Here is a 23,773-nt window from a genome sequence, read left to right as displayed (position 1 = left end):
ACGGAGAAACTTGGGCATATGGCCGGGTTTCTCCGTTTTTGCTTGAATGTGAGGGGGCTGTTATACTGGATGAAGAAATGGAAAAGGAAGTGGCGGGATGGATGCCAAAACGGCGGTTAAGGACATCAAGCAAGGGAAGATTTCTCCGCTGTACGTCTTGTACGGGAGCGAGAAATTCCGTATGAATGAATTTGCGGCATTGCTGGAAGCCCAGTTGATTGCCAAAGAGGACCGGGATTTCGCGGTCATTCCCTTCGATCTTTCCGAGACACCGGTGCAGGCAGTTGTGGAGGAAGCCGAGACGGTGCCGTTCATGGTAGAACGCAAGCTGCTCCTCGTGCGGGATGCCTCCTTGTTCACGGCAGGCAAGGAGAATGCCAAGCTGGAGCATCGGGTAGAGGTGCTGAATGAGTATTTGCAGCGTCCTGCCGAATTCAGTGTCATTGTCTTCATGGTCAACCATGACAAGCTGGATGAACGCAAAAAAATCGTCAAGGCGGTCAAAGCCGCCGGAACCGTGCTGGCCTTTAATCCGCTGGGCGCAGATGAGCTGCTGCGCTGGGTAGAGAAGGGTATTCGGGAACGCGGCTGCAGTGCGGCTCCCGGTACTGCCGAAGCGCTCATAGCGAATGCGGGAACGGGGCTGCAGGGGCTGTCGGGAGAGATGGACAAGCTGTGCCTGTTCGCCGGCACAGGCGGGACGGTTGATCCGGCAGCTGTGGAAAGCCTGGTGCACCGGGGTACGGAGCAGAACGTGTTCACGCTGGTGGAGGATATTGCCAACCTGCGTCTCGACAAGGCGCTGAATACGCTGTATGAGTTGCTTAAGCAGCGCGAAGAGCCGATTAAAATTGCTGCGCTGATTGCCCGGCAGTTCCGGATGATTCTGCAGGTCAAGGATTTATCGGCGCTCAGCTATTCCCAAGGCCAGATTGCCTCTCAGCTGGGACTGCATCCTTATGCCGTCAAAATAGCCGGGGAGCAGGCGCGGAAATTCGGAAGCGAACGGCTCAGAACCATACTGAGCGCTCTGGCCGATCTGGATTATCAGATGAAGACCGGAGGCGTCGATAAGGTCATGGGTCTGGAAATGTTCATGCTGCGTCTGGGCGCATGATGGTATAACTTTAAGAGGTGTCCCAAAAGCTATGTAATGGCTGTTTGGGGCATCTTTTTTGAGTTGGCGTGCCCAGAGGCACGCGTTATCTAGTTGGTGAAAGTCCAACCAAAGGAGGGGCCAAGCCACCTTTGTAGCTAGGATGCTTACATATGGCGAAATCTGTGTGTGAAAGCGCATCGACAAAAGTACCGGTCAGAGACAGGGCGAGCGACAATCCAGGCTGCAACATAAAATGAATCCTGCCGCGTCGTCAAAAAGGCCTTGCGAAGGGGAGAAGAGGGTGCCGAGTCTCGCGACTATAGACGATCTTTGCTCACCAAAAAATCCTAAATAAAAATCTTTGCACTATTGATGCAAGGATAAGCGTAACGTGAAGTAGGATTTCAACATAATTTCTTTAATCATCAACAATCATAAGTCGGAACCATGGAAGATTTCCAAGATAGATTCGATATAGCCAATCACTTCCTTTGTCATGCCATACATAATCGAAGACTGATCTTCATTAGGGGTAATATAGTTCCAGTATTTTTCGAGCAGTTGCTCATCCCCCTTAAACAGTTGCCTTGCGTAACAATCAATTCTGGCAGCCAGTTGTTGTGAAACGTCTGATGTCGGCGGTTCGTTGATATGCTTTTGAATGTTACGTAAGATATCTGCCCATTCCATGACAAGGGGATTATCAAATGCATTGATTGGTAGATTTATCTGCTCTTCTACAGTAAAGAAACGTTCACGTCTGCTCTTGTCCGGTGAAGGAAATGTTTCGATCTCACGAATGAAATTCAGAAGCTCACTTATGTTCACTTGACCGGTTGCTCGGATGGCATATTGTGCAGACCAAAGCAGATGCTCCACTGCCTGCAAACTTTCTTTTTGCTGATTCACAATTGACACCTGTTGCTCTAACGCTCTTTCCCACACTTCTGCAAGACTTGCTGCATCGTCACTACCGACCTGTCCGAGTATTTCGCTGATTTCATTCAATGTAAAGCGCATTTTTTTTAATATCGTAATTTGCTGCAGCCGGATCATGCTACTTTCCCCATATAAACGATACCCGCTATCACTCCTTGTAGGATGAAGCAAACCGAGTTTTTCATAATAATGCAGCGCGCGTATCGACACCCCCGTTTTTTTTCCCAATTGACCGACGCTATACATTCAATTCGCCTCTTTCCTACTTCGCTTTCTTTTTTTCACTACCCATTGTCCTGCTTTTACAACGAGCAAAACCAGTGCCGTGCCCAAAATCACCATACCGAACAAAATAAACAGATCGCCTGTCCCTGCCTCTTGCTCCGTGTAGGTTATTACTGCAAGATCGCCGCGAGGCAGGATGACAAATCTGGATATTCCCAAATAGGCTAAATGAAATCCTATAGAAGCCCATAAAGAGTCAGTCAAACTGCGCCACAACTGCAAGGTTACACCAAAGCATAACAGGAGAATCACATACTCAACCGTAATAGCGCCCCCCGCTGTCATCCCCGTCAGTTCTTGCAATGCGAGGACAGTAACTGGAACCAATACAAACAAAATCACCTGGCCCATGTATGCAAAAATAACCGGCAGTCGCATACGCAGTCCGCTGTATACCAAACCTCTGAGTGTCAATTCCTCAGGCAACGCTTCATAGAGAACGGCTATAACTAAATTGCCCAATATCGCTGCGAACAGTTCAGCCGTCAAATGCCACTCTGTGATTAAAACCCATTGCTGCGACTCCGCAATAAACAATCCCACTCCGGCCATAAGAGACGGTAAACCAAACCCACACAGAAAGAAAAGCAATCCGTTTAGGGAAATTGGCAACAGCTTCAGCTTTGCGCCAAAGCGATGCTGAATCATATAAACCGCTGGGATAATGATTAACGCCGCAACCACTGCCTGGGCAAGAAGTGTGACACTTTGTGTTCCTCCCACATTCCGTATCCACTGCCCCAATACCGTAGCCATAAACAATCCAATCGTCATGGTCAGCCAACCAAGTACGACAAATGCTTGCCAATGTGAACGGCCTGATGTCCTGTGTCTATCCAATTTTATCATGCTGAATCCCTCCCCGTACATTATAAAGCCTACTGTATACGTAAGGGTCAAGTTCGTTTTTTTCGTGATGTGATGAGCAGCGCACCAAGCGGACAAGGTGAGTCCGCCATGAAGACAACCTACTGGTTGAGTTAGGTTGCCTTCATTTTCTCACAAGATCTTACACTATAGAAGGTGGCCGGGGTTTGACGCTTACTTTGTAACCGCACTTTGGTAAAAGGGAAGTGCTGGCCAACTAGGCAAAAAGAGAGGCAAAAATGCCTCTCATAAGGCGCCCGGCGCGGGAATGGGCGAAAGGAGAGGCACAAATGCCTCTCATGGGGCGCCCGGCGCGGTTTCGGGCGAAAAGAGAGGCAAAAATGCCTCTCGAGGAGCGCCCGGCGCGGTATAGGGCGAAAAGAGAGGCGGCTGGCCGGAAGAGGCGCTTCGCGGGCTGGAAAAGTGACGCCCGAAGTTCGGGCGGCTGTCCACCCATCATCTGCTGAAACAAGCCGCAGATGACCCAAACGAAAAAGCAGCGATTCTCCAGTAATGGGAGATTCTCTGCTCTGCTGTCATGAGAAGCCTATTCAACTTGGGCCTATCCTGGCAAATTAAAGCGCAAAAAAACCTAACCGTATGCAGCATAGCGGTCAGGTTCTTCAATGCTCATTATGAATGTCGTCTTAGGCTTGAGCCTGAAGAGCGTTCAATTTCTTTGCCAAGCGGGATTTTTTGCGGGCAGCCGCATTTTTATGAACCAGACCTTTAGTAACAGCCTTGTCCAGCTTTTGAGAAGCAGCTTGGAAAGCAGCTTGAGCAGTTTCAACTTCAGTACCAGTCAGTGCTACATCAGCAGTTTTCACAGCTGTACGAAGCGCGGACTTTTGGGAAGCGTTCAGTGCACGACGTTTTTCGTTCGTTTTGACGCGTTTAACCGCGGATTTAATATTTGGCATTGCATTCACCTCCTGTAAGACATTACAAATCTCAATAATTCACAACTTACAGTAGTTTAGCATGAAGGGTAGCAAATTGCAACAAGGAAAAGCTTTCAAAGTTCATGCAGCCCATCTGTATAATCATTGCCTTTCTCCCGCACACTAACGTCAAATGCATAAGGAGGCAGGACGAAAATGGAACTGGATCTGCAGCTGTATTCGGTACGTACGGATTTGGCGGTCGAAGCGAAGGAAATGGCCCAGGGGCTGCAAAAGTCGCCTATCCCCGGTGTGAACGAGCAAGTGGAAGAGTCGGAAGGGATTAAAATTACCCGGCTTGGTGTGGCAACACCTGCGGGTTCACAGGCTATCGGCCGGGCCATAGGCAATTATGTGACGATTGAGGTGCCTGCGCTCCGCGGCGGAGATACGGGGCTGCAGCAAAAGGTGGCTGATGCGTTTGCGCGTGAATTTGAGCATTTTCTGGCGCATATTGGCATTGGCAAAAATGCTTCTGTACTTATTGTGGGCCTGGGCAACTGGAATGTTACTCCTGACTCGCTCGGTCCGCTGGTAGTTGAGAACTCGCTGATTACCCGCCAATTCTATGAGCTTGTTCCGGATCAGGTAGCTCCGGGGTACCGCAATGTCAGCGCCATCGCCCCCGGTGTGCTGGGTCTGACAGGCATTGAATCCAGTGAGGTGGTGCAGGGGATTATCGACCGCACGAAACCGGAGGTTGTTATCGCCATAGATGCTTTGGCTTCCCGTTCTCTGGAACGCATCAATACCACGATCCAGATTGCCGATATCGGCATTCATCCCGGATCGGGCATTGGCAATAAACGGCGCGGCCTGACCAAGGAAATTCTGGGCGTCCCCTGCATCGCTATTGGGGTTCCTACCGTGGTCTACGCCTCGACCATTGTCAATAATGTGCTGGAAATGATGAAGAATCATTTCGGACCGGATTCCGGGCATACGAAGGAGATCATGGGCATGCTAGACGATATTTCAGAGCAGGACCGGCTGGCATTGGTAAAAGAGGTGCTGGAGCCGCTCGGGCATGATCTGATAGTTACCCCCAAGGAAATTGACGAGTTCATCGAAGGTATCGCCAATGTGGTAGCCAGCGGCTTGAATGCCGCACTGCATGAAGCGGTAGACCCGGAAAATGTCGGAGCTTATACCCACTAATTAATGGATGGAAACGCCGGTCCCCCGGCAGACTGCGGCTGGCCTGCTTACAGGGGCCGGCTTTCTTGCGTTCTTTTCCAAGTTGCAATCTATCTGGGCAATCCTCTCTATTTAATATAGAGAGTCTCTCTTTAAGCCCTCGTATTTTCGGTTCTAGCATGACCCCTCCGCTCATAGATTTGAAGTATAAGAGATTTCAGAGGGCTGGAGGAGGACATAAATATCATGAACAGAAAATGGTTTCGGTTATGGAACATCAGCCGTATACGCGGAAGAATGCTGGATATGTTGTCGCTGGGGAGAACGATGCTGCTGCTTGCTTGCGGTTCACTTGTATTTTTTGTGCTGCTGGGTGCCGGGGGACTGGCCGGACAAAAGCTGAATTCCTCCCCGATTCCTTCGATGAAAGGACTAGCCGCTACGTTATCGAGCGGGTTCTTTATGGATATCCTGGGAATGGAGGTTCCACATCTGCCGCAAGGCAAGGAACCCTCCGCGTTGTCTGGGAAAAAGGTGACTTCTTTCGCATTCCAGCTGTTGACGAGCGTGAATCCAAATGACCCCAAAAGCCTGCTCTCCCGGGAAGTGCCGGGAATGGGCGCGGATGATCCGTTCCTGCTGCGCAGCGGCTCGGGGGGAACAGGCGGAGCCCCGGCCGATTATCATCCGGGAACGGACGATCCGGCAGCAGGCGAAGACGGAAACGGAAACGATGCACCCCCCGTACCTGAGAATACGGACGAGCCCGGACAAGCTCCAGACAAACCTCAAGCGACTACGGCACCGGTGGACCCCGGAGCTGGCGCCGGGACAGGAGAGGGCAAGGGGAATGGGGATAAGGGGGCGGGTGCCGAGGATACCTCAATCAAACGTTTTCTGATCTACCATTCGCATCCCCGGGAAGCTTATAATCCGCTATTGGGAGCGGCGAGCGACAATCCAAGCTCTGCCGATCCAACCCGGAATGTCATGCTGGTAGGTTCCTATATTAGCAAACGTCTGGAAGAGCGCGGGATTGGAGCCGTCCATTCCCAGGATGATTATGCGACCAAGGTAGCCGGTTACAAATGGAACTTTTCTTATAAATACTCCCGGATCACGATCAAATCGGCACTGGCTGCACATAAAGAGATGAACGGGCTGATCGATATTCACCGCGATTCACAGCGCCATGGCAAAACAACGGCGGTCATTGACGGGAAAAGTTATGCGCAGGTGTATTTTATTCTCGGCCATGCCAATGAGAACTGGAAGAAAAATGAGGCCTTTGCAAACCAGATTCATCAGCTGCTTGAGAAAAATTACCCCGGCATCTCACGCGGGATCTGGGGGAAAGCCGCGGGCAAGGGCAACAATGGGGAATACAATCAGACCCTCTCCCCCAATAGCGTCCTGATTGAAGTGGGCGGCATTGACAACACTGCCGATGAATTGAAACGGACGGCCGATTTGCTTGCCGATGCCATTGCAGATGTGTACTGGAGCAGCCAGGACGCCCAGAAGGCGGATGGTCCGGAACTGTCTACAACCCCGGCGAAGAACAGCGGTACCCAAAAATGAGGAGGCGGAATACAATGTCACGATTCGGTAAAAAGCTGGTAATCGTCGCCATTTGGGCAGGCCTCGGCATTCTGGTTGGCTTGCATTTTGGGGGAGGAGGGGGTCGGGCCCCGCAGGTACTGCCAGACTGGACGACAACGCCGGCAACAGAAGGGGCTGGCCAGACCGGCATCGAATCCCGGCCTAAAGCGGACGGTAAAGCCCAAGAGGGACAGGCTTATGTCTACGTCCCGGTGACGGTTGATCCAGTAACAGGGGCGTACGTGGCAGCTGTCCCGGGGCAGCCGCAAGGTGGCAGTCCCGGGCCTGCCACCGGCGCGCTGCCGCAGCAGGAGGCCCAGGATTACAGTGTGAGGAGCCCGGAGCAAATACTGATTCCCGAGGAGCAGAAGCCGTCCGTAGACGTGCTGGCGGACAAAACGGCCAGCCTGCTGCAGCAGGCTTCACAAAAGAGTATACGCTGGGTGGTTTCCCTGTTCGCTTCGGCTGAAGAGTGAGACGGGTTAAGCTCCAGGGTTGTGGTTGATGGGGGGAGCTTGTACTGTTATAATAAGTGGATTAACATCAGGCTGTCTGTGGGGGTAAGGAATGACTGACGTACAGAAAAGACAACAACAAATTCGCAATTTCTCGATTATTGCACATATAGACCATGGTAAATCGACGCTGGCAGACCGCATTTTGGAATATACGGGCGCGCTCAGCTCCCGTGAAATGCAGGAACAGGTGCTCGACCAAATGGATCTGGAGCGCGAACGCGGTATTACGATCAAGCTGCAGGCCGTACGTCTGACCTATCGTGCAGACGACGGAGAAGAGTATCTGCTCAACTTGATTGATACACCGGGACACGTCGATTTTACCTATGAGGTATCCCGCAGTCTTGCGGCTTGTGAAGGTGCCTTGCTGGTTGTGGATGCGGCGCAGGGGATTGAAGCCCAGACGCTTGCCAATGTGTACCTGGCGCTCGACAACAACCTGGAGATTGTGCCGGTCATCAACAAGATCGACTTGCCGAGTGCCGACCCTGAACGGGTCAAGCAGGAGATTGAAGATGTGATCGGGCTGGATACAAGCGAAGCTGTTCTGGCTTCCGCCAAAGCCGGTATCGGCATCAAGGAAATTCTGGAGCAGGTGGTGAAGCAGGTTCCGGCTCCAACCGGAAGTGCTGCCGAACCGCTGAAAGCGCTGATTTTTGACTCCCACTACGATCCCTACAAAGGCGTAATCGTCTATGTGCGTGTTATGGATGGAAGTATCCGCGCCGGTTCCAAGATCAAGATGATGGCTACCGAGAAGACGTTTGAAGTCATCGAGGTCGGTTCCTTTATGCCGCGCATGACGATTGTGAATGAGCTGAATATCGGTGACGTTGGATTTATCGTGGCCGGCATCAAACACGTCGGTGATACGCGTGTCGGGGATACCGTGACGGATGCGAAGAACCCGACAGCCGAGCCGCTGCCAGGTTACCGTAAGATTAATCCGATGGTGTATTGCGGACTGTATCCGATTGAAACGTCCGATTATAACGATTTGCGCGAAGCGCTGGAGAAGCTGCAGCTGAATGATGCTTCGCTCAGCTTCGAGCCGGAGAGCTCAAGCGCACTCGGCTTTGGTTTCCGCTGCGGTTTCCTTGGACTGCTGCATATGGAGATTATTCAGGAACGGATCGAACGCGAATTCAATCTGCCGCTGATCACCACGGCGCCGAGTGTTATTTACCGGATTATGCTGACGAGCGGCGAAATGATTCAGATCGACAACCCGTCGCACTATCCGGAGATCGGCACCATCGATTATGTGGAAGAGCCTTACGTCAAGGCTGCCATTATCGTACCCAATGACTATGTAGGAACGGTAATGGAGCTTTGCCAGAATAAGCGCGGCGAGTTCGTCAACATGGAGTACCTGGATACCAACCGGGTAACGATCACATATGAGGTTCCACTGTCGGAGATTGTCTATGATTTCTTTGACCAGTTGAAATCGGGTACGAAGGGCTATGCTTCCTTCGACTACGAGATTTCCGGTTACCGCCGCTCCAACCTGGTGAAGATGGACATTCTGCTTAACAACGAACAGGTGGATGCATTGTCCTTTATCGTGCACCGTGACCGCGCTTATAACCGCGGACGGATTATCTGTGAGAAGCTGCGCGGCATTATTCCGCGGCAAATGTTCGAGGTGCCGATTCAGGCTTCTGTCGGCACGAAGGTTGTGGCGCGTGAGACTGTAAAGGCGATGCGCAAGAACGTTCTGGCCAAATGCTACGGCGGCGACATTTCGCGTAAGCGGAAGCTGCTGGAGAAGCAAAAGGAAGGCAAGAAGCGCATGAAGCAGGTCGGCAGCGTAGAGGTGCCGCAAGAAGCATTTATGGCTGTGCTGAAGATTGACGAGTAACCCCGTAAGCGAATGCCCTGTAAGGGAAGCCGTCAGGCTTCCCTTTTCTGGCTTGTATAAGCAGTTGTATAACTGCATTTCAGATCTACATGGAGGAGACAGCTAATGACAACCACCAATAACAGCCGTCCCCCTGAGGCGGTATATATTCATATCCCATTTTGCACGAACAAATGCTTTTACTGCGACTTTAATTCTTATGTCCTGAAGGATCAGCCCGTTATGGATTATTTACGCGCACTGGACCGGGAGATGGAGCTGACCGTAGAGGAAACGCCGCCCGGTGTGATCAAAACTATCTTTGTGGGCGGGGGAACGCCAACGGTGCTGAAGCCGGACGAGATGGCTTATTTTCTGGCATCGGTACGGACCCATTTTCCTCATTGGGCGGAAGATATTGAATTCTCGATGGAGGCCAATCCCGGCACGACCGATCCCGAGAAGCTTGCTGTCATGAAAGCCGGCGGCGTGAACCGGGTCAGTTTTGGTGTGCAGGCCTTCCAGAATGAGCTGTTGACCGGAATTGGCCGGATTCATAACGTTGACGATGTCTACCGCAGCCTGGAGAATGCCCGCGCAGCCGGTCTCGACAACCTCTCGGTGGATCTGATGTTCGGCCTGCCGAACCAGACGGTAGACATGCTGGCCGAGAGTATCCGCAAGGCACTGGAGCTGAAACTGCCCCATTATTCCATCTACAGCCTCAAGGTGGAGGAGAATACACTTTTTCACACCTTGTTCCATAAGAATAAACTCCCGCTCCCGAATGAAGAGGATGAACTGCAAATGTATCTGCTGCTCATGTCGTCCATGGAGGCAGCGGGCTATAATCAATATGAAATCAGCAACTTCGCCAAGCCGGGGATGGAGAGCCGCCATAACATTACTTACTGGCGCAATCAGGACTACTATGGGCTTGGTGCAGGAGCGCATGGATATGTAGGCCGTCAGCGGCATATCAATATCAAGGGCGTCAATCCGTATGTAGAAGCTACCCGCAGCGGTCTGCCGCGTCTGGATGCCTACCCCATTTCCCCGCAGGAGGCGATGGAGGACTTCATGATGGTTGGCCTGCGCATGCGCGAAGGCGTTTCGGATACGGCGTTCCAGGCGCAATTTGGGCGGTCGATGGAGGAAGTTTTTGCGGCTCCACTGCATAAAATGGTGCATGCGGGACTGCTTGAGCAAGGCGGGGGGACCTACCGGCTCAGCAAGCAGGGGATTCTGTTCGGCAATGATGTATTCGGCGAATTTGTTGGCGCCTTGACAGAGGTTTAATTTTAAAATACCCCTTGAATTGTCATTCACTCTGTTGTATATTTATTCATATTATTGACAGAGGGGTGACTCAGAGTGCTTGCCAAAACGGAAATGTCCCGCAAGGTCTCTCCGGCCGGAGGGGCGAAGGTGATATGCAGAACGGCTACGGTGGAGGATGTTGAACCGCTGTACCTGATGATAGAGGAATATGCCCAGCGCGGCATCATGCTGCCCCGTTCGCGTAAGGCTCTGGGGCGCCAGATCGATCAATTCGTGGTGGCCGAGATAGAAGGAAGGTTCGTGGGCTGCGGCTCACTGTTCCGATTGGGGAATGATCTTGTCGAGATCCGCTCCATTGGTCTGCGTGACGAAGGCAGGGGGAAAGGCATTGGTTCGCTGATTCTGAACAAGCTGATGGAAGAGGCTGGACGCCAGCAGATTCCCAAGGTAATGGCCCTGACCTATGAGGTTGATTTTTTTCTCCGGAACGGATTTGAAGTGGTGGAGAAGGAGATTTTCCCGGAGAAGGTCTGGACCGATTGCGTGAACTGCGCCAAGCAGAATGCTTGCGATGAAATAGCGGTACTCAAAATACTGAGCTGACTTGACACTGTCAATGTCGGCTTGGTATTTTTTTGGAGAGACAACGGAAGCGGACAGATTATCAGTCTGAAAGGGGAGATATAATTGGAGATCAAAGAGACGGAATACGAAATGAATCAAGAGCGGATCTCTGCACTGCTGGAGCAGCACGGTCACGCCCGTTTACAGAATATCCCCCCTTATGAGCGGCAGACGATCTCCCTTGCAGCCTATGAGCACGGTGCTTATGCAGGCGGCATTACCGGCGAGATGGTCTGGAATATCCTGCATGTTCAATTGCTGGCGGTTGATGAGGCTTATAGAGGGCACGGTGTGGGAGCGCTGCTGCTTGAGCAGATGGAGGCTCTGGCCAAGGCACAGGGCTGTAAGGTAAGCGAGCTCACGACAATGAGCTGGCAAGCACCGGGATTTTATCAGAAGCAGGGCTATGAAATTTTTGGGGAGATTCAAGATTGTCCGCTGGCTGGGCAGACTAAGTTCTACTTGAAGAAACAGCTGTAACATAGGCACTGCGGTAAGACGGGTTTCCGGGAAGCCGGTTTAATGCATACTATATAATGAAGCAGCCGCGGTCCCCCTTAGCTGAGATTGTTGATGGCCCTGTAATGAAAAAGAGGTCCGGCTTGCTGAACTGACTTGACAACGTCAATGTCTGTTTGGTATTTTTGTAGTAGTGGTTAGCACTCATCTGAGTCGAGTGCTAACGAATCCTGGCCACAGGCTGTTAGGAGGGGATGACATGTTAACCGAACGCCAAAGAATGATATTGAACGCCATCGTAGATGATTACATCTCTTCGGCTGAACCGGTAGGTTCCCGCAGCATCTCCAAACGGGGGGATGTAGGCTATAGTCCTGCAACCATTCGTAATGAAATGGCCGATCTCGAGGAGTTAGGGTTTCTTGAACAGCCCCATACCTCGGCAGGGAGGATTCCTTCCCATAAAGGATACCGATATTATGTGGATCATCTGGTGCCGTGGAATTCTGCGGAATCGGCGGAGGTGGGGACGATCCGTGCCTTTTTCGCCGAGAAGCTGAATGCGATGGAGCAGGTTATCCAGCACGCAGCAATGATTCTTTCCAATATGACGAATTACACTTCCATCCTGCTTGGACCGGAGGTTTTTCATACTTCACTGCGCCACTTTCAGCTGCTGCCGCTTGATGACAAGACGGCTGTGGCGATTATCGTCACCAGTACCGGACAGGTTGAGAACCGGACCGTAAATATTCCGCCGGAGATTTCTCTTTCCGAAATGGAGAAAGTGGTCAATCTGCTGAACAGCAAGCTGGTGAACGTTCCGCTATACAAGCTGAAGACCCGGCTGTATTCCGAGCTGGGTGAGGAGATGCAGCGCCATATCTCCCATTACGAGGAACTGATGCAGGTACTGGATACGGCGCTCGAGAGCGACCATGAACAGCGGATCTATCTGAGCGGAGCCACGAATATGCTGACCCAGCCGGAATTCAAGGATGTCGACAAGGTGAAGAATATTCTGGATCTGCTGGAGGAGACGCCGACACTGCTCAAGATGCTGGCTCCAGTGTCCGGAGGCAGTGGCATTCAGGTTAAGATCGGCACAGAGAACAATCATGAGGCCTTTGCCAATTGCAGCCTGATTACCGCCACTTATTCGCTGGACGGCCAGGCGCTGGGCAGTATCGGCATTCTGGGGCCTACCCGGATGGAGTATGCGCGGGTAATGGGGATATTGGGCATTTTGTCCCGGGATTTGACAGCAATGCTGGCACACTGGTATAAGTGAACAGAGTCCTGATTGACTATCGTGAATGATTATAAGGAGGTGAACACAACTTGAAAGAGGAACAAGTTCAAGATACCAACGAATTAAAGGATCAGGCGATACATGAGGAACAGGCCGCCGAAGAAGCTGAAGCAGCTTCCGGGGAGGGCTCATCCACTGCGGAAGAAGCCACTACAGAGGCTTCCGGCAATGGGGGAGATTCCAGCCGCCTGCAGGCGCTGATTGAAGAATATCAGGGGCGCACGCTACGTGTGCAGGCCGATTTTGACAATTTCCGCCGCCGGACCCAGAAGGAAAAAGAAGAATTGGCACAGTATGCCACCTCCAAGCTCGTGAATGAATTGCTGCCGGTACTGGACAATTTTGAACGTGCGCTGGCTTCAGCACCGGCCAACCCGGATTCCGAAGCGTTCGCCAAAGGCGTGAATATGATTTTCCGCCAGCTCGAAGGGGTATTGAAATCGGAAGGGCTCACAGCCATGGAGACGGTAGGACAGCCATTTAATCCCGAATACCATCAGGCCATCATGCAGGTGGAGAGCGATGAGCACGAGGAAGGCATTGTTACGGAAGAGGTCCAAAAGGGCTATATTCTGAAAGACAAGGTCCTTCGTCCAGCCATGGTCAAAGTCAGCATGTAACCTGTCTATATAGACAGGCTGTCATTGCCTGTCATGAGCGCGGCTGCTGTAACCGGATCTGTCCGGTTGGTTCTGCAACGCGCGAGGTCCCGGACCCGAACATAATTCAGGACATTCCAGAGGAGCCAAAGCTCCAACTTATTTTGAGGAGGCCAATTACAGTGAGTAAAGTTATCGGTATTGACTTAGGAACGACCAACTCTTGCGTTGCCGTTATGGAAGGCGGCGAAGCCGTCGTTATTCCTAACCCGGAAGGCGCACGCACAACCCCTTCGGTTGTAGGTTTCAAGAAAGACGGCGAACGTATCGTCGGTGAAACGGCCAAACGCCAAGCCATTACGAACCCTGACCGTACGATCAGCTCGATCAAACGGCATATGGGTACCAACCATAAAGAAGCTATTGACGGCAAAGACTACTCCGCACAGGAAATCTCGGCGATGATTCTTCAGAAGCTGAAATCCGATGCTGAAGCTTACCTCGGCCAAACTGTTACGCAAGCCGTTATTACGGTTCCGGCGTATTTCAACGACAGCCAACGTCAAGCTACCAAAGACGCTGGTAAAATTGCCGGTCTGGAAGTGCTGCGTATCGTGAACGAGCCTACAGCGGCAGCGCTGGCTTACGGTCTGGAGAAATCCGAAGACCAAACGATCCTCGTCTATGACCTTGGGGGCGGTACGTTCGACGTATCCATTCTTGAACTGGGCGACGGCTTCTTCGAAGTTAAAGCTACCAGCGGTGACAACCGTCTGGGCGGTGACGATTTTGACCAAGTAGTTATGGACCACCTGGTATCCGAATTCAAAAAAGAGCAAGGCATCGACCTTAGCAAGGATAAAGCGGCTGTACAACGTCTGAAGGATGCCGCAGAGAAAGCCAAAAAAGAACTTTCCGGTGTATTGACCACTACCGTTTCCCTTCCGTTCATTACGGTTGTTGACGGCGTGCCTCAGCACTTGGAGCTCAACCTGACCCGTGCCAAATTCGATGAATTGACTTCCGGTCTGGTAGAACGCACGTTGGGACCTACACGTCAGGCCTTGTCCGATGCCGGCATGACGCCTGCGGATCTTACCCGTATCGTACTGGTAGGGGGTTCCACCCGTATCCCTGCTGTACAGGATGCGATCAAGAAACTGACAGGTAAAGAGCCGCACAAAGGTGTTAACCCGGATGAAGTGGTTGCCCTTGGTGCTGCTGTCCAAGCCGGCGTATTGACTGGCGATGTGAAAGACGTTGTATTGCTTGACGTAACTCCATTGTCCCTCGGTATTGAAACTGCGGGCGGCGTATTTACGAAGATGATTGAGCGCAATACAACTATCCCTACAAGCAAATCCCAAGTGTTCTCAACATTTGCCGATAACCAGCCAAGCGTGGAAATTCACGTGCTGCAAGGTGAGCGTCAAATGGCGAACGGCAACAAAACCCTGGGACGCTTCATGCTGAACGAGATTCCGCCGGCTCCGCGCGGTGTACCGCAAATCGAAGTTACTTTTGACATCGACGCCAACGGTATCGTGAACGTATCAGCTACCGATAAAGGCACCAACAAGAGCCAAAAAATCACCATCACCTCTTCCAGCGGCCTGAGCGATGCTGAAGTGGAGCAAATGATGAAGGATGCCGAGCTGCATGCTGAGGAAGACCGCAAGCGCAAGGAACTGGTAGAAGCGAAGAACAATGCAGACCAGCTCGTCTACTCCACAGATAAAGTGATTAAGGATCTGGGCGATAAAGTGGATGCTGCCGAAGTTGACAAGGCTAACGCTGCTAAAGACAAACTTAAAGCGGCGCTGGAAACTGACAACCTGGAAGAAATCACTGCCGCTACCGAAGCGCTGACCGAAATCGTGCAGCAGCTGTCCGTGAAGCTGTATGAGCAGGCTGCCCAGGCAGAACAAGGTGCGGAAGGCGGCGAAGGTGCTGCTGAAGGCACTGCCAGAAAAGACAATGTAGTCGATGCTGATTACGAGGTTGTTGACGACGAGAAGAATCAAGGGTAACCTTAAACGATAAGTATGGGAAAGGGAAGGTCAAAACCGGGGCATCCCGTGTTTTGCCTTTCCTTTTATACTGTTAAGAAGCACCCATTATGCAGGGATGTACGGAGGTGAGAGCAGTGGCGGATAAACGTGATTATTATGAAGTGCTGGGCCTCGGAAGAGATGCCTCAGAAGATGAAGTGAAAAAGGCTTACCGTAAGCTGGCGCGCCAGTACCACCCGGACGTCAACAAGGCGAGCGACGCCGAGGCGAAATTCAAGGAAGTGAAGGAAGCCTATGATGTGCTGAGCGACGGCCAGCAGCGTGCCAGATATGACCAATATGGACATATAGATCCTAATCAGGGGATGGGCGGCGGCTTTGGCGGCGGTGGCGGAGATTTCGGAGGACTGGGCGATATCTTCGATATGTTCTTCGGCGGCGGTGGACGCCGTGACCCGAACGCACCGCAGCGTGGCGGTGATTTGCAGTACACGATGACCATTGAGTTCAAGGAAGCGGTATTCGGCAAAGAAACCGATATTACCATTCCGCGTACGGAGACTTGTGATACCTGCTTCGGCTCCGGAGCGAAACCGGGTACCAAACCGGAGACTTGTTCCGTCTGCCATGGCAGCGGTCAACAGGAATTCGTGCAGAATACACCGCTTGGACAAATGCGCAACCGCCGTCCTTGTTCCCATTGCAGCGGAACGGGCAAGATTATCAAGGAGAAATGTACAACTTGCAGCGGTCAAGGCAAAGTTAAGAAGCAGCGGAAGATTCACGTCCGCATTCCGGGCGGCGTCGATGACGGTGCACAGCTGCGCATGACCGGTGAAGGGGAAGGCGGCCTGCGTGGCGGCCCAGCCGGAGATTTGTATATTGTGATCCGCGTTAAGCCGCATGATTTCTTCGTTCGTGAGAATGACGACATTATGTGCGAGGTTCCGCTTACTTTTGCCCAGGCGGCATTGGGTGATGAGATCGAGATCCCGACGCTAACTGAGAAAGTGAAGCTCAAGATTCCTGCGGGTACGCAGACGGGCACCTTCTTTCGCTTGAAGGGCAAAGGCGTTCCGCGCCTGCGCGGTTCCGGCTCAGGCGACCAGCATGTGCGGGTGATTGTGGTGACCCCAAGCAAGCTGAGTGAAGAGCAAAAGGATCTGCTGCGCCAGTTCGCCTCCTACAACGGAGAAAATACGCATGAGCAGGAGCAATCTTTCTTTGATCGTGTAAAGCGTGCATTCCGTGGAGACTGATCTTTTAGACCTGAAACTATAACCTACAAAGGGCTGTCTTGTGAGCAGATTTTCTGCTGATGAGGCAGTCTTTTTTCTTGTTGAGGAAGGAAGGGTGGGGAAGCGGCTTGTACATAAATACTCCGTAACTTAGACAACCTAAAGATGTGCACAGACGGATTGAAATTCGAGCAGAGGGTGGGAGGAAATGTCGGAAAAATCTATATTGGCCTATTTTAAAAGCCCGGAAGAGGCGGAAGCCGTCTCCAGAAAACTGCAATCTCTGAGAGTCATCGATATGGCGATTGACCGTTTTGGCAAATATCCGGGCGATGCCAGCTATTCGGGCAACAACCCGTTGACCGGGGACATTCCCAGTTTGGCAACTATGACCTTAAATTCACAGGTGGACAGCCGGTCTGCAGGGATCCTGGCTTCTGCGGACACCAGCGCAAGCGGGATGAGCCATGGGGGAGACGGAGGACCTACGGGCAGGAATATTTTATTGACTGTCGTCACGGATGCCCAGTCTCACGATCAGGCGCTTAGGATCATAGAGGAAGCCGGAGGCCTGATCTAAGGGACAGGATGTCCTGCATTTAGGATGAAAGGAGGAATGAAGAGATGGACAGAGAGAACTCCAGGATTTTCTCCAAAACGGAAAAAATGAAAATGCTCTATGAAGCTAAGGCGGAGGATGTGGAATTCTCGGCGGCTGAGGCGGACCATGAGGATCTCGAGGCTCAGGCCAGAGCGATTGAAGCGGATAAACGTCAATTGCATGAAATAATGAAAAAGGAATAGACAGCATTACAGCAATGCCCCACTTTGTGGGGTGTTTTTGTGCGCTGACCTGTATAATGATGAGGATAAGCCAAGCGGGGGGACAACAATGGACAACATCCTATTATGGTGCGGGCTGGTGCTGCTGATTGCGCTGCTGACGTTCCTGAATCAGAAACAAGGTTATTCTTCCAAAGTTAAAAAAGCGTACCGTGAGCTTCGTGAACTGGCTGACAGGGTAGCAAATGGCCAATCGTCCGGGGATGAACTGGAGAATTGGGAACAGGCTATGGCAGAACTTGCGAAGCATCCGAATGAATACAACAAGCTGGAGCTTGAGATTGGCCTGCGCGGCGTATTTGTCCTGTATCTGGAACGCCATTATCCGCAGGATTCCAGGCTTCCTGCGCTCAAGGAAGCGGCTGCCCATCAGAAGGATACGATTTGGGGCCTCAAAATGGGGAATTACGGCTCAAAAAAGTGATTATACATGTACATACAAGTTGCTTATGTTATAATAACTTGTATTACTCTATTTGAGCAACCTGAGGTGTACCATGACGGAGAAACCAATACCGAAATATATGCAACTAAAAAATGAACTGCTGTCCTGGATTCAGTCCGGGCGGCTGAAGCCTGAGGAGAAAGCGCCCTCCGAGCATGAAATTGCCGGACAGTTCGGCATGAGCAGACAGACCGTACGCCAGGCGCTCGGACAGCTGGAGAAGGAGGGCTGGCTGTACCGACTGCAGGGCAAAGGGACTTTTGTAGCCCGGCAGGAGACACGTTCCCTGCAGCAGAGCAGCATGATCGGCATGATGACGACCCATATCTCCGATTATATCTTTCCGCACATCGTACGGGGAGCGGAAGCGCGCCTTCGCAGCGGCGGCTACAGCATGATGCTGTCGAGCACGGACAATGACAAGAACAAGGAGCGCGAGAACCTGGAGATGATGCTGAGCCAGCCGTTTAAGGGTTTGATTATTGAGCCGACCAAAAGCGCGCAGGGCAATCCCAATCTGGAGCTGTTCTTGTCCCTGGCGATTCACCGTATCCCGTTCATTATGATTAATGAACGTTACCCGGAGCTGCATTGTCCCTGCCTGAAGCTGGATGACGAAGCCGGCGGGTTCATGGCAGCGGAGCATCTGATTGAGCTGGGGCACCGGGAGATTGCCGGATTTTTCAAAACAGATGATTTGCAGGGAGCAAACCGGCTGAAGGGCTTTACGCGTGCTTTTCATAAACACCGTCTGACCTTGGGAAGGGATACGGTAACCCATTATACGACTGAACAAAAGCACACCGTTCCCTATGAAGCTGCGCTGCGCATGCTGCAGAGTCCGCAGCGGCCGACAGCCTTCGTCTGCTACAATGACGAGCTGGCCGTCCTGCTGCTGGAGGCGGTGCGGCAGACCGGGCTCAGCGTCCCGGATGATCTGTCGATTATCGGCTTTGATGACTCGACACTGGCGACGGCAACCGAAGTGAAGCTGACCACCCTGAGCCATCCGAAGCAGGAGATGGGCATCCAGGCAGCAAACATGCTGATGGAGATGATGGAACGCCGGCATACGGAAGCGCCCAAGGATGTAATCTACAAGCCGGAGCTTGTGCTGCGAAGTTCGACGAAACCTCTGGAGCTGTAAAAGTGTGGACGCACCTTCAGGTACTGGGGGCTACTTTCCGATAGCGGCTGGCAGAATAGCTGTCTGGGACGGTAAGGAAACTCTTAGAGTGTATTTTGTGCATCGAATTACGGGCAATTCAGGATAATATCCGATTGGGCTGTATTTTCTACATCAGGAAAAGCAGAGATGGCGTGGAATGGCCTGTTTTCGAATTTTCCAATGTACAAAATACATCAGAATAGACTTTTGGGCTTTTTCAAAGTGATTTGGATGCACGAAATACATTAAAACCGCTCTCTCCCTTGAATGGATGGGGCCTGTTTGGGCGGGACCTAGTTCAGCAATTCAATAATTTCAAATTGTTATATACAATATAAGGTCTCTGCGATTATAAAATTGCAGAGGCCTCTTTATTTGTATGTACCTGTTCAGATGATATTAAATAATTATAGACCAATTGTACGTACAAGTGTATAATGAGGGGGCGAAGCTGCACACGATCATACCTAAAGCGATAGGGAGGATTACGAAATGTTGGAGCAATTGAAGCAAGAGGTACTGGAGGCGAATCTGGACCTGCCCCGTTACAACTTGGTTACGTTTACATGGGGGAATGTCAGCGGGATTGACCGTGAGAAGGGATTAGTGGTCATTAAACCGAGTGGTGTGGAATACGACAAGCTGCGCCGTGACGATATGGTGGTAGTCGATTTGGAGGGGAAAATTGTAGAGGGCAGTTACAAACCTTCTTCCGATACAGCAACTCATCTCGTGTTATATAAGGCCTTTCTGAACATTGGAGGCATTGTGCATACCCATTCTCCGTGGGCCACTGGCTGGGCTCAAGCGGGCCGGGGCATTCCTGCGCTGGGAACGACGCATGCCGATTATTATTATGGAGAAATCCCCTGTACCCGGGCTATGACCGAAGCCGAGATCAAAGGCGCGTATGAGCTGGAGACCGGGAATGTGATCGTGGAGACATTTAAGGATTTGAACCCTGACCATTTGCCTGGAGTGCTGGTGCATTGCCATGCCCCTTTTAACTGGGGAAAAGACCCGCATAATGCGGTACACAATGCCGTGGTGCTTGAGGAAGTGGCCAAGATGGCCACCCAGAGCTATCAGCTGAACCCGGACCTGCAGCCTATGAGCCAGCATCTGCTGGATCGTCATTTCCTGCGCAAGCACGGAGCAAATGCTTATTACGGACAAAGCTGATAACCGTTTCTGCGCAGCAACTAAGGGTTGTCAGCCGAGCTTTTGGCGAAGAAAGTCATTATCTATATAAAGGAGAATTCCTGTCATGACTAAAAAATACGCAATCGGTGTCGATTACGGGACCCAGTCCGGACGGGCGGTACTGGTGGATCTGGCGGACGGAACAGAAATTGCCGACCATGTGACACCTTACCCGCATCACGTGATTGACGAGGTACTGCCGGTTACCGGCAAGAAGCTGGAATACGATTGGGCGCTGCAGCATCCCGCGGACTATATAGAGGTATTGAAACGTTCTGTACCGGCGGTCATCGGCCAGTCGGGCATTGATCCCGCGGACGTGGTTGGCGTAGGCATAGATTTCACCGCCTGCACCATGCTGCCAGTCAATGAGCAAGGTGAGCCGCTGTGTCTGCTCCCTGAATATCAGGAGAATCCGCATAGCTGGACCAAGCTATGGAAACACCATGCGGCCCAGGATGAAGCTAATGAGATCAACCGTATCGCTGCTGAGCGCGGGGAGAACTGGCTGGCGCGTTACGGCGGCAAAATCTCTTCCGAATGGATGATGGCCAAAGTCTGGCAAATCCTGAATGAAGCGCCGGAAATTTATGAGGCTGCTGACCAGTTCCTCGAAGCTACGGATTGGGTCATTTCCCAAATGACCGGCAATATTGTACGCAACAGCTGTACAGCGGGATATAAAGCGATCTGGCATAAAGCGGACGGATACCCGGACAAGGCATTTTTCAAAGCGCTGGACCCGCGCCTTGAAGATCTGACCGACACGAAGCTGCGCGGCGAGATTGTACCGCTGGGTACGAAGGCCGGCGGGCTGACCCCGGAAATGGCAGCGCTGATCGGGCTGCAGCCGGGAACAGCCGTTGCAGTCGGCAATGTGGATGCACATGCGGCTGTTCCGGCGGTAGGCGTGGTAACCCCGGGCAAGCTCGTGATGGCGATGGGGACATCGATTTGCCACATGCTGCTAGGGGATACGGAGCGCAAAGTAGAAGGCATGTGCGGCGTAGTCGAAGACGGCATCATTCCGGGGTATTACGGTTATGAGGCCGGGCAGTCGGCGGTTGGCGATATTTTTGAATGGTATGTGGAAGAAGCAGTTCCGGCTTATGTCAAAGAAGCGGCGGCTGCCGAGAATGCCAATGTGCATGAATGGCTGGAACAACGGGCTGCTGCCTACAAGCCGGGTCAGACCGGACTGCTGGCTCTGGATTGGTGGAACGGCAACCGTTCGGTGCTCGTGGATACTGATCTGACGGGATTGCTGCTCGGCTGTACACTGCTGACCAAACCTGAAGAGATTTACCGGACTTTGCTGGAAGCTACGGCTTTTGGCACACGCAAAATTGTGGATGCTTTTCATGACAACGGTGTGGCGGTTGACGTCTTGTACGCTTGCGGCGGACTTCCGCAAAAGAACCGTCTACTTATGCAAATCTATGCGGACGTAACGAACCGTGAGATTAAAGTAGCCGCTTCGAAACAGACCCCGGCCCTGGGGGCGGCAATGTTTGGAGCCGTTGCAGCCGGAGCGGCAGCTGGCGGCTATGATTCCATCGTGGAAGCGGCGGAAAAAATGGCCCGGGTGCGTGAAGAGTCGTATTTGCCTATTCCTGAGAATGTAGCGGTGTACGAAAAGCTGTTCCAGGAATACTCGAAATTGCATGATTATTTTGGCCGCGGCGAGAACAATGTCATGAAGCATCTCAAAGCGATTAAAGAAGAAGCGTCCGAATAAAGCAAGTTGAAGGATCAACCCTTGCCAGTTCATAACCTATCCTAGGAGGAATTATATATGTTGAACGTAAAAGCTTATCAATTCTGGTTCGTAACCGGAAGCCAGCATTTGTATGGACCTGAGACCATTGAGGAAGTAGCTGAACACTCCCGCCAGATCACAGCAGGCCTGAATGGGGCTGACAGTGTTCCTTTTGAGATTGTGTTCAAACCGGTGCTGACTACTGCGGATGAGATTCGCAAGCTGGCCGTTGCGGCCAACAATGATGAGAACTGTGCCGGAATTATTACCTGGATGCACACTTTCTCCCCGGCCAAAATGTGGATCGCAGGCCTGACTCAGCTGAACAAGCCGCTTCTGCACCTGGCTACCCAATATAACCGCGATATCCCGTGGGATTCCATCGATATGGATTTCATGAATACAAATCAATCGGCGCATGGCGACCGTGAATACGGCTTCATCGGCGCACGTCTGGGCATCGCCCGCAAAGTCGTAGTGGGCTATTGGGAAGACAGTGAAGTCCGGGCACGGGTGGGCAGCTGGATGAACACAGCCGTAGCCTACAATGAGAGCCAGATCTTGAAGGTGGCCCGTTTCGGCGACAATATGCGCTCCGTTGCTGTTACCGAAGGAGATAAGGTTGAAGCCCAAATCAAGCTTGGCTGGACCGTGGACGGTTATGGTGTAGGTGATCTGGTCGCGCGTGTGGATGCTGTAACCGAAGCCGAGGTCGATGAGCTGATGGCTGAATATGCAGAGCAATATGATTTTGCCCAAGGCGGGGATCAGGAGGGTGCTGTGCGTGATTCTATCCGCTATCAGGCCCGCATTGAGCTTGGCATGAAAGCATTCCTGGAAGAAGGCGGATATACGGCTTTTATTACGACCTTTGAAGATTTGCATGGACTGAAGCAGCTTCCTGGCCTGGCTGTTCAACGCCTGATGGAGCAAGGTTACGGCTTCGCCGGTGAAGGTGACTGGAAGACGGCTGCACTTGTCCGCCTGATGAAGATTATCGCCGGAAACAAAGGCACTTCCTTTATGGAAGATTATACGTACCACCTGGATCCGGCCAATGAGCTGGTATTGGGTTCACATATGCTGGAAGTGTGCCCGACGATTGCGGTGGATAAGCCCAAATTGGAAGTACACCCGCTGGGTATTGGCGGCAAGGAAGATCCGGCGCGGATGGTATTCAACGGTCGCTCCGGCGCTGCATTGAATGCTTCGATTATTGATCTGGGCAACCGGTTCCGTTTGCTTGTCAATGAAGTAGAGGCTGTAGAACCGATCCAAGCGATGCCGAATCTGCCTGTGGCACGTGTGCTCTGGAAAGTACAGCCAAGCCTGAAGGAAGGTGTGGAAGCCTGGATTCTGGCCGGAGGTGCGCACCACACCGGGTTCTCCTATGTGGTGACTACCGAGCAGCTGCTGGATTTTGCTGAAATGGTCGGCATTGAATGTGTGGTTATCGACAAAGATACACAGCCGCGTGCATTCCGCAACGAATTGCGCTTGAATGATATTGCCTGGAAGCTTTCGTAGTCAACCCTGAATAGGACGATTAGGAAAACGGGTGCCGTGCTCTTTTTATAGAGTGCGGTACAGCCGTTTTTT

22 protein-coding genes are annotated in these 23,773 nt (G+C 52.0%); 19 read left to right on the top strand and 3 right to left on the bottom strand.

Annotation, left to right across the window (positions count from 1 at the left end):
• The first annotated feature begins 97 nt into the window (after nt 1–97).
• A complete protein-coding gene (gene holA, locus IEY53_RS12095; RefSeq protein ID WP_189025177.1) occupies nt 98–1,117 on the top strand; it encodes a DNA polymerase III subunit delta in 1,020 nt (339 codons plus the stop codon).
• A gap of 414 nt (nt 1,118–1,531) precedes the next feature.
• Here holA and IEY53_RS12090 read toward each other — a convergent pair whose 3' ends face one another.
• The 3 genes from IEY53_RS12090 to rpsT form a co-directional block, all read right to left on the bottom strand.
• Nucleotides 1,532–2,284, bottom strand: a complete 753-nt coding sequence (locus IEY53_RS12090) for a MerR family transcriptional regulator (protein WP_189025175.1) — start codon at nt 2,282–2,284, stop codon at nt 1,532–1,534.
• On the bottom strand, nt 2,285–3,172 hold the full coding sequence (locus IEY53_RS12085; RefSeq protein ID WP_189025173.1) for a CPBP family glutamic-type intramembrane protease: 888 nt from the start codon (nt 3,170–3,172) through the stop codon (nt 2,285–2,287).
• 665 nt (nt 3,173–3,837) lie between these two features.
• Entirely contained in the window at nt 3,838–4,110 is a 273-nt protein-coding gene (gene rpsT / locus IEY53_RS12080) for a 30S ribosomal protein S20 (RefSeq protein WP_189025171.1), read from the bottom strand.
• 177 nt (nt 4,111–4,287) lie between these two features.
• On the opposite strand from rpsT, the gene gpr reads away from it, so the two are divergent.
• The 18 genes from gpr (at nt 4,288) to araA (ending at nt 23,701) form a co-directional block, all read left to right on the top strand.
• Nucleotides 4,288–5,289: a GPR endopeptidase gene (gpr, locus tag IEY53_RS12075; RefSeq protein WP_189025169.1), complete on the top strand. Its 1,002-nt coding sequence runs from the start codon at nt 4,288–4,290 to the stop codon at nt 5,287–5,289.
• A gap of 225 nt (nt 5,290–5,514) precedes the next feature.
• Nucleotides 5,515–6,849, top strand: a complete 1,335-nt coding sequence (locus IEY53_RS12070; protein ID WP_189025167.1) for a stage II sporulation protein P — start codon at nt 5,515–5,517, stop codon at nt 6,847–6,849.
• Between the two features lie 14 nt (nt 6,850–6,863).
• On the top strand, nt 6,864–7,346 hold the full coding sequence (locus IEY53_RS12065; protein ID WP_189025165.1) for a hypothetical protein: 483 nt from the start codon (nt 6,864–6,866) through the stop codon (nt 7,344–7,346).
• Between the two features lie 91 nt (nt 7,347–7,437).
• Nucleotides 7,438–9,252, top strand: a complete 1,815-nt coding sequence (gene lepA / locus IEY53_RS12060) for a translation elongation factor 4 (protein ID WP_189025163.1) — start codon at nt 7,438–7,440, stop codon at nt 9,250–9,252.
• 105 nt (nt 9,253–9,357) lie between these two features.
• Complete coding sequence (gene hemW, locus IEY53_RS12055) at nt 9,358–10,530, top strand: radical SAM family heme chaperone HemW (protein WP_189025161.1); 1,173 nt, start codon at nt 9,358–9,360, stop codon at nt 10,528–10,530.
• A 93-nt stretch (nt 10,531–10,623) separates the two neighbouring features.
• Nucleotides 10,624–11,115: an N-acetyltransferase gene (locus tag IEY53_RS12050; protein ID WP_189025286.1), complete on the top strand. Its 492-nt coding sequence runs from the start codon at nt 10,624–10,626 to the stop codon at nt 11,113–11,115.
• Nucleotides 11,116–11,199: 84 nt separating this feature from the next.
• Complete coding sequence (locus IEY53_RS12045) at nt 11,200–11,616, top strand: GNAT family N-acetyltransferase (protein ID WP_189025159.1); 417 nt, start codon at nt 11,200–11,202, stop codon at nt 11,614–11,616.
• 238 nt (nt 11,617–11,854) lie between these two features.
• Nucleotides 11,855–12,886, top strand: a complete 1,032-nt coding sequence (gene hrcA / locus IEY53_RS12040) for a heat-inducible transcriptional repressor HrcA (RefSeq protein WP_189025157.1) — start codon at nt 11,855–11,857, stop codon at nt 12,884–12,886.
• Between the two features lie 50 nt (nt 12,887–12,936).
• Nucleotides 12,937–13,527, top strand: coding sequence for a nucleotide exchange factor GrpE (grpE, locus tag IEY53_RS12035; RefSeq protein WP_189025155.1), 591 nt, complete (start codon nt 12,937–12,939; stop codon nt 13,525–13,527).
• 161 nt (nt 13,528–13,688) lie between these two features.
• Nucleotides 13,689–15,536: a molecular chaperone DnaK gene (gene dnaK, locus IEY53_RS12030; protein ID WP_189025153.1), complete on the top strand. Its 1,848-nt coding sequence runs from the start codon at nt 13,689–13,691 to the stop codon at nt 15,534–15,536.
• A gap of 116 nt (nt 15,537–15,652) precedes the next feature.
• Nucleotides 15,653–16,777, top strand: a complete 1,125-nt coding sequence (gene dnaJ, locus IEY53_RS12025) for a molecular chaperone DnaJ (RefSeq protein ID WP_229696100.1) — start codon at nt 15,653–15,655, stop codon at nt 16,775–16,777.
• A gap of 187 nt (nt 16,778–16,964) precedes the next feature.
• Entirely contained in the window at nt 16,965–17,336 is a 372-nt protein-coding gene (locus IEY53_RS12020; protein WP_189025151.1) for a hypothetical protein, read from the top strand.
• A 44-nt stretch (nt 17,337–17,380) separates the two neighbouring features.
• Complete coding sequence (locus IEY53_RS12015; RefSeq protein WP_189025150.1) at nt 17,381–17,560, top strand: YfhD family protein; 180 nt, start codon at nt 17,381–17,383, stop codon at nt 17,558–17,560.
• A gap of 88 nt (nt 17,561–17,648) precedes the next feature.
• Nucleotides 17,649–18,023: a hypothetical protein gene (locus IEY53_RS12010; RefSeq protein WP_189025149.1), complete on the top strand. Its 375-nt coding sequence runs from the start codon at nt 17,649–17,651 to the stop codon at nt 18,021–18,023.
• Nucleotides 18,024–18,096: 73 nt separating this feature from the next.
• Nucleotides 18,097–19,191 (top strand): GntR family transcriptional regulator, encoded by a 1,095-nt coding sequence (locus IEY53_RS12005; RefSeq protein WP_189025148.1) that lies wholly within the window; start codon nt 18,097–18,099, stop codon nt 19,189–19,191.
• Between the two features lie 513 nt (nt 19,192–19,704).
• Nucleotides 19,705–20,394: an L-ribulose-5-phosphate 4-epimerase gene (araD, locus tag IEY53_RS12000; protein WP_189025147.1), complete on the top strand. Its 690-nt coding sequence runs from the start codon at nt 19,705–19,707 to the stop codon at nt 20,392–20,394.
• 85 nt (nt 20,395–20,479) lie between these two features.
• Entirely contained in the window at nt 20,480–22,153 is a 1,674-nt protein-coding gene (locus IEY53_RS11995) for a ribulokinase (protein WP_189025145.1), read from the top strand.
• Between the two features lie 57 nt (nt 22,154–22,210).
• Nucleotides 22,211–23,701 carry an L-arabinose isomerase gene (gene araA, locus IEY53_RS11990; RefSeq protein ID WP_189025143.1) on the top strand — a complete coding sequence of 497 codons (1,491 nt, stop codon included), beginning with the start codon at nt 22,211–22,213 and terminating at the stop codon, nt 23,699–23,701.
• Nucleotides 23,702–23,773 lie beyond the last annotated feature (72 nt).

The organism is Paenibacillus albidus (assembly GCF_014644435.1).
GTDB lineage: Bacteria > Bacillota > Bacilli > Paenibacillales > Paenibacillaceae > Paenibacillus_AQ > Paenibacillus_AQ albidus.
This window is presented reverse-complemented; position numbering and strand designations above follow the sequence as displayed.

Excerpts from the sequence above, each read along its gene's own strand:
- holA (WP_189025177.1), top strand. The coding sequence starts at position 98 with ATGGATGCCAAAACGGCGGTTAAGGACATCAAGCAAGGGAAGATTTCT.
- IEY53_RS12090 (WP_189025175.1), bottom strand. The coding sequence starts at position 2,284 with ATGTATAGCGTCGGTCAATTGGGAAAAAAAACGGGGGTGTCGATACGC.
- IEY53_RS12085 (WP_189025173.1), bottom strand. The coding sequence starts at position 3,172 with ATGATAAAATTGGATAGACACAGGACATCAGGCCGTTCACATTGGCAA.
- rpsT (WP_189025171.1), bottom strand. The coding sequence starts at position 4,110 with ATGCCAAATATTAAATCCGCGGTTAAACGCGTCAAAACGAACGAAAAA.
- gpr (WP_189025169.1), top strand. The coding sequence starts at position 4,288 with ATGGAACTGGATCTGCAGCTGTATTCGGTACGTACGGATTTGGCGGTC.
- IEY53_RS12070 (WP_189025167.1), top strand. The coding sequence starts at position 5,515 with ATGAACAGAAAATGGTTTCGGTTATGGAACATCAGCCGTATACGCGGA.
- IEY53_RS12065 (WP_189025165.1), top strand. The coding sequence starts at position 6,864 with ATGTCACGATTCGGTAAAAAGCTGGTAATCGTCGCCATTTGGGCAGGC.
- lepA (WP_189025163.1), top strand. The coding sequence starts at position 7,438 with ATGACTGACGTACAGAAAAGACAACAACAAATTCGCAATTTCTCGATT.
- hemW (WP_189025161.1), top strand. The coding sequence starts at position 9,358 with ATGACAACCACCAATAACAGCCGTCCCCCTGAGGCGGTATATATTCAT.
- IEY53_RS12050 (WP_189025286.1), top strand. The coding sequence starts at position 10,624 with ATGTCCCGCAAGGTCTCTCCGGCCGGAGGGGCGAAGGTGATATGCAGA.
- hrcA (WP_189025157.1), top strand. The coding sequence starts at position 11,855 with ATGTTAACCGAACGCCAAAGAATGATATTGAACGCCATCGTAGATGAT.
- IEY53_RS12020 (WP_189025151.1), top strand. The coding sequence starts at position 16,965 with ATGTCGGAAAAATCTATATTGGCCTATTTTAAAAGCCCGGAAGAGGCG.
- IEY53_RS12015 (WP_189025150.1), top strand. The coding sequence starts at position 17,381 with ATGGACAGAGAGAACTCCAGGATTTTCTCCAAAACGGAAAAAATGAAA.
- IEY53_RS12010 (WP_189025149.1), top strand. The coding sequence starts at position 17,649 with ATGGACAACATCCTATTATGGTGCGGGCTGGTGCTGCTGATTGCGCTG.
- IEY53_RS12005 (WP_189025148.1), top strand. The coding sequence starts at position 18,097 with ATGACGGAGAAACCAATACCGAAATATATGCAACTAAAAAATGAACTG.
- araD (WP_189025147.1), top strand. The coding sequence starts at position 19,705 with ATGTTGGAGCAATTGAAGCAAGAGGTACTGGAGGCGAATCTGGACCTG.
- IEY53_RS11995 (WP_189025145.1), top strand. The coding sequence starts at position 20,480 with ATGACTAAAAAATACGCAATCGGTGTCGATTACGGGACCCAGTCCGGA.
- araA (WP_189025143.1), top strand. The coding sequence starts at position 22,211 with ATGTTGAACGTAAAAGCTTATCAATTCTGGTTCGTAACCGGAAGCCAG.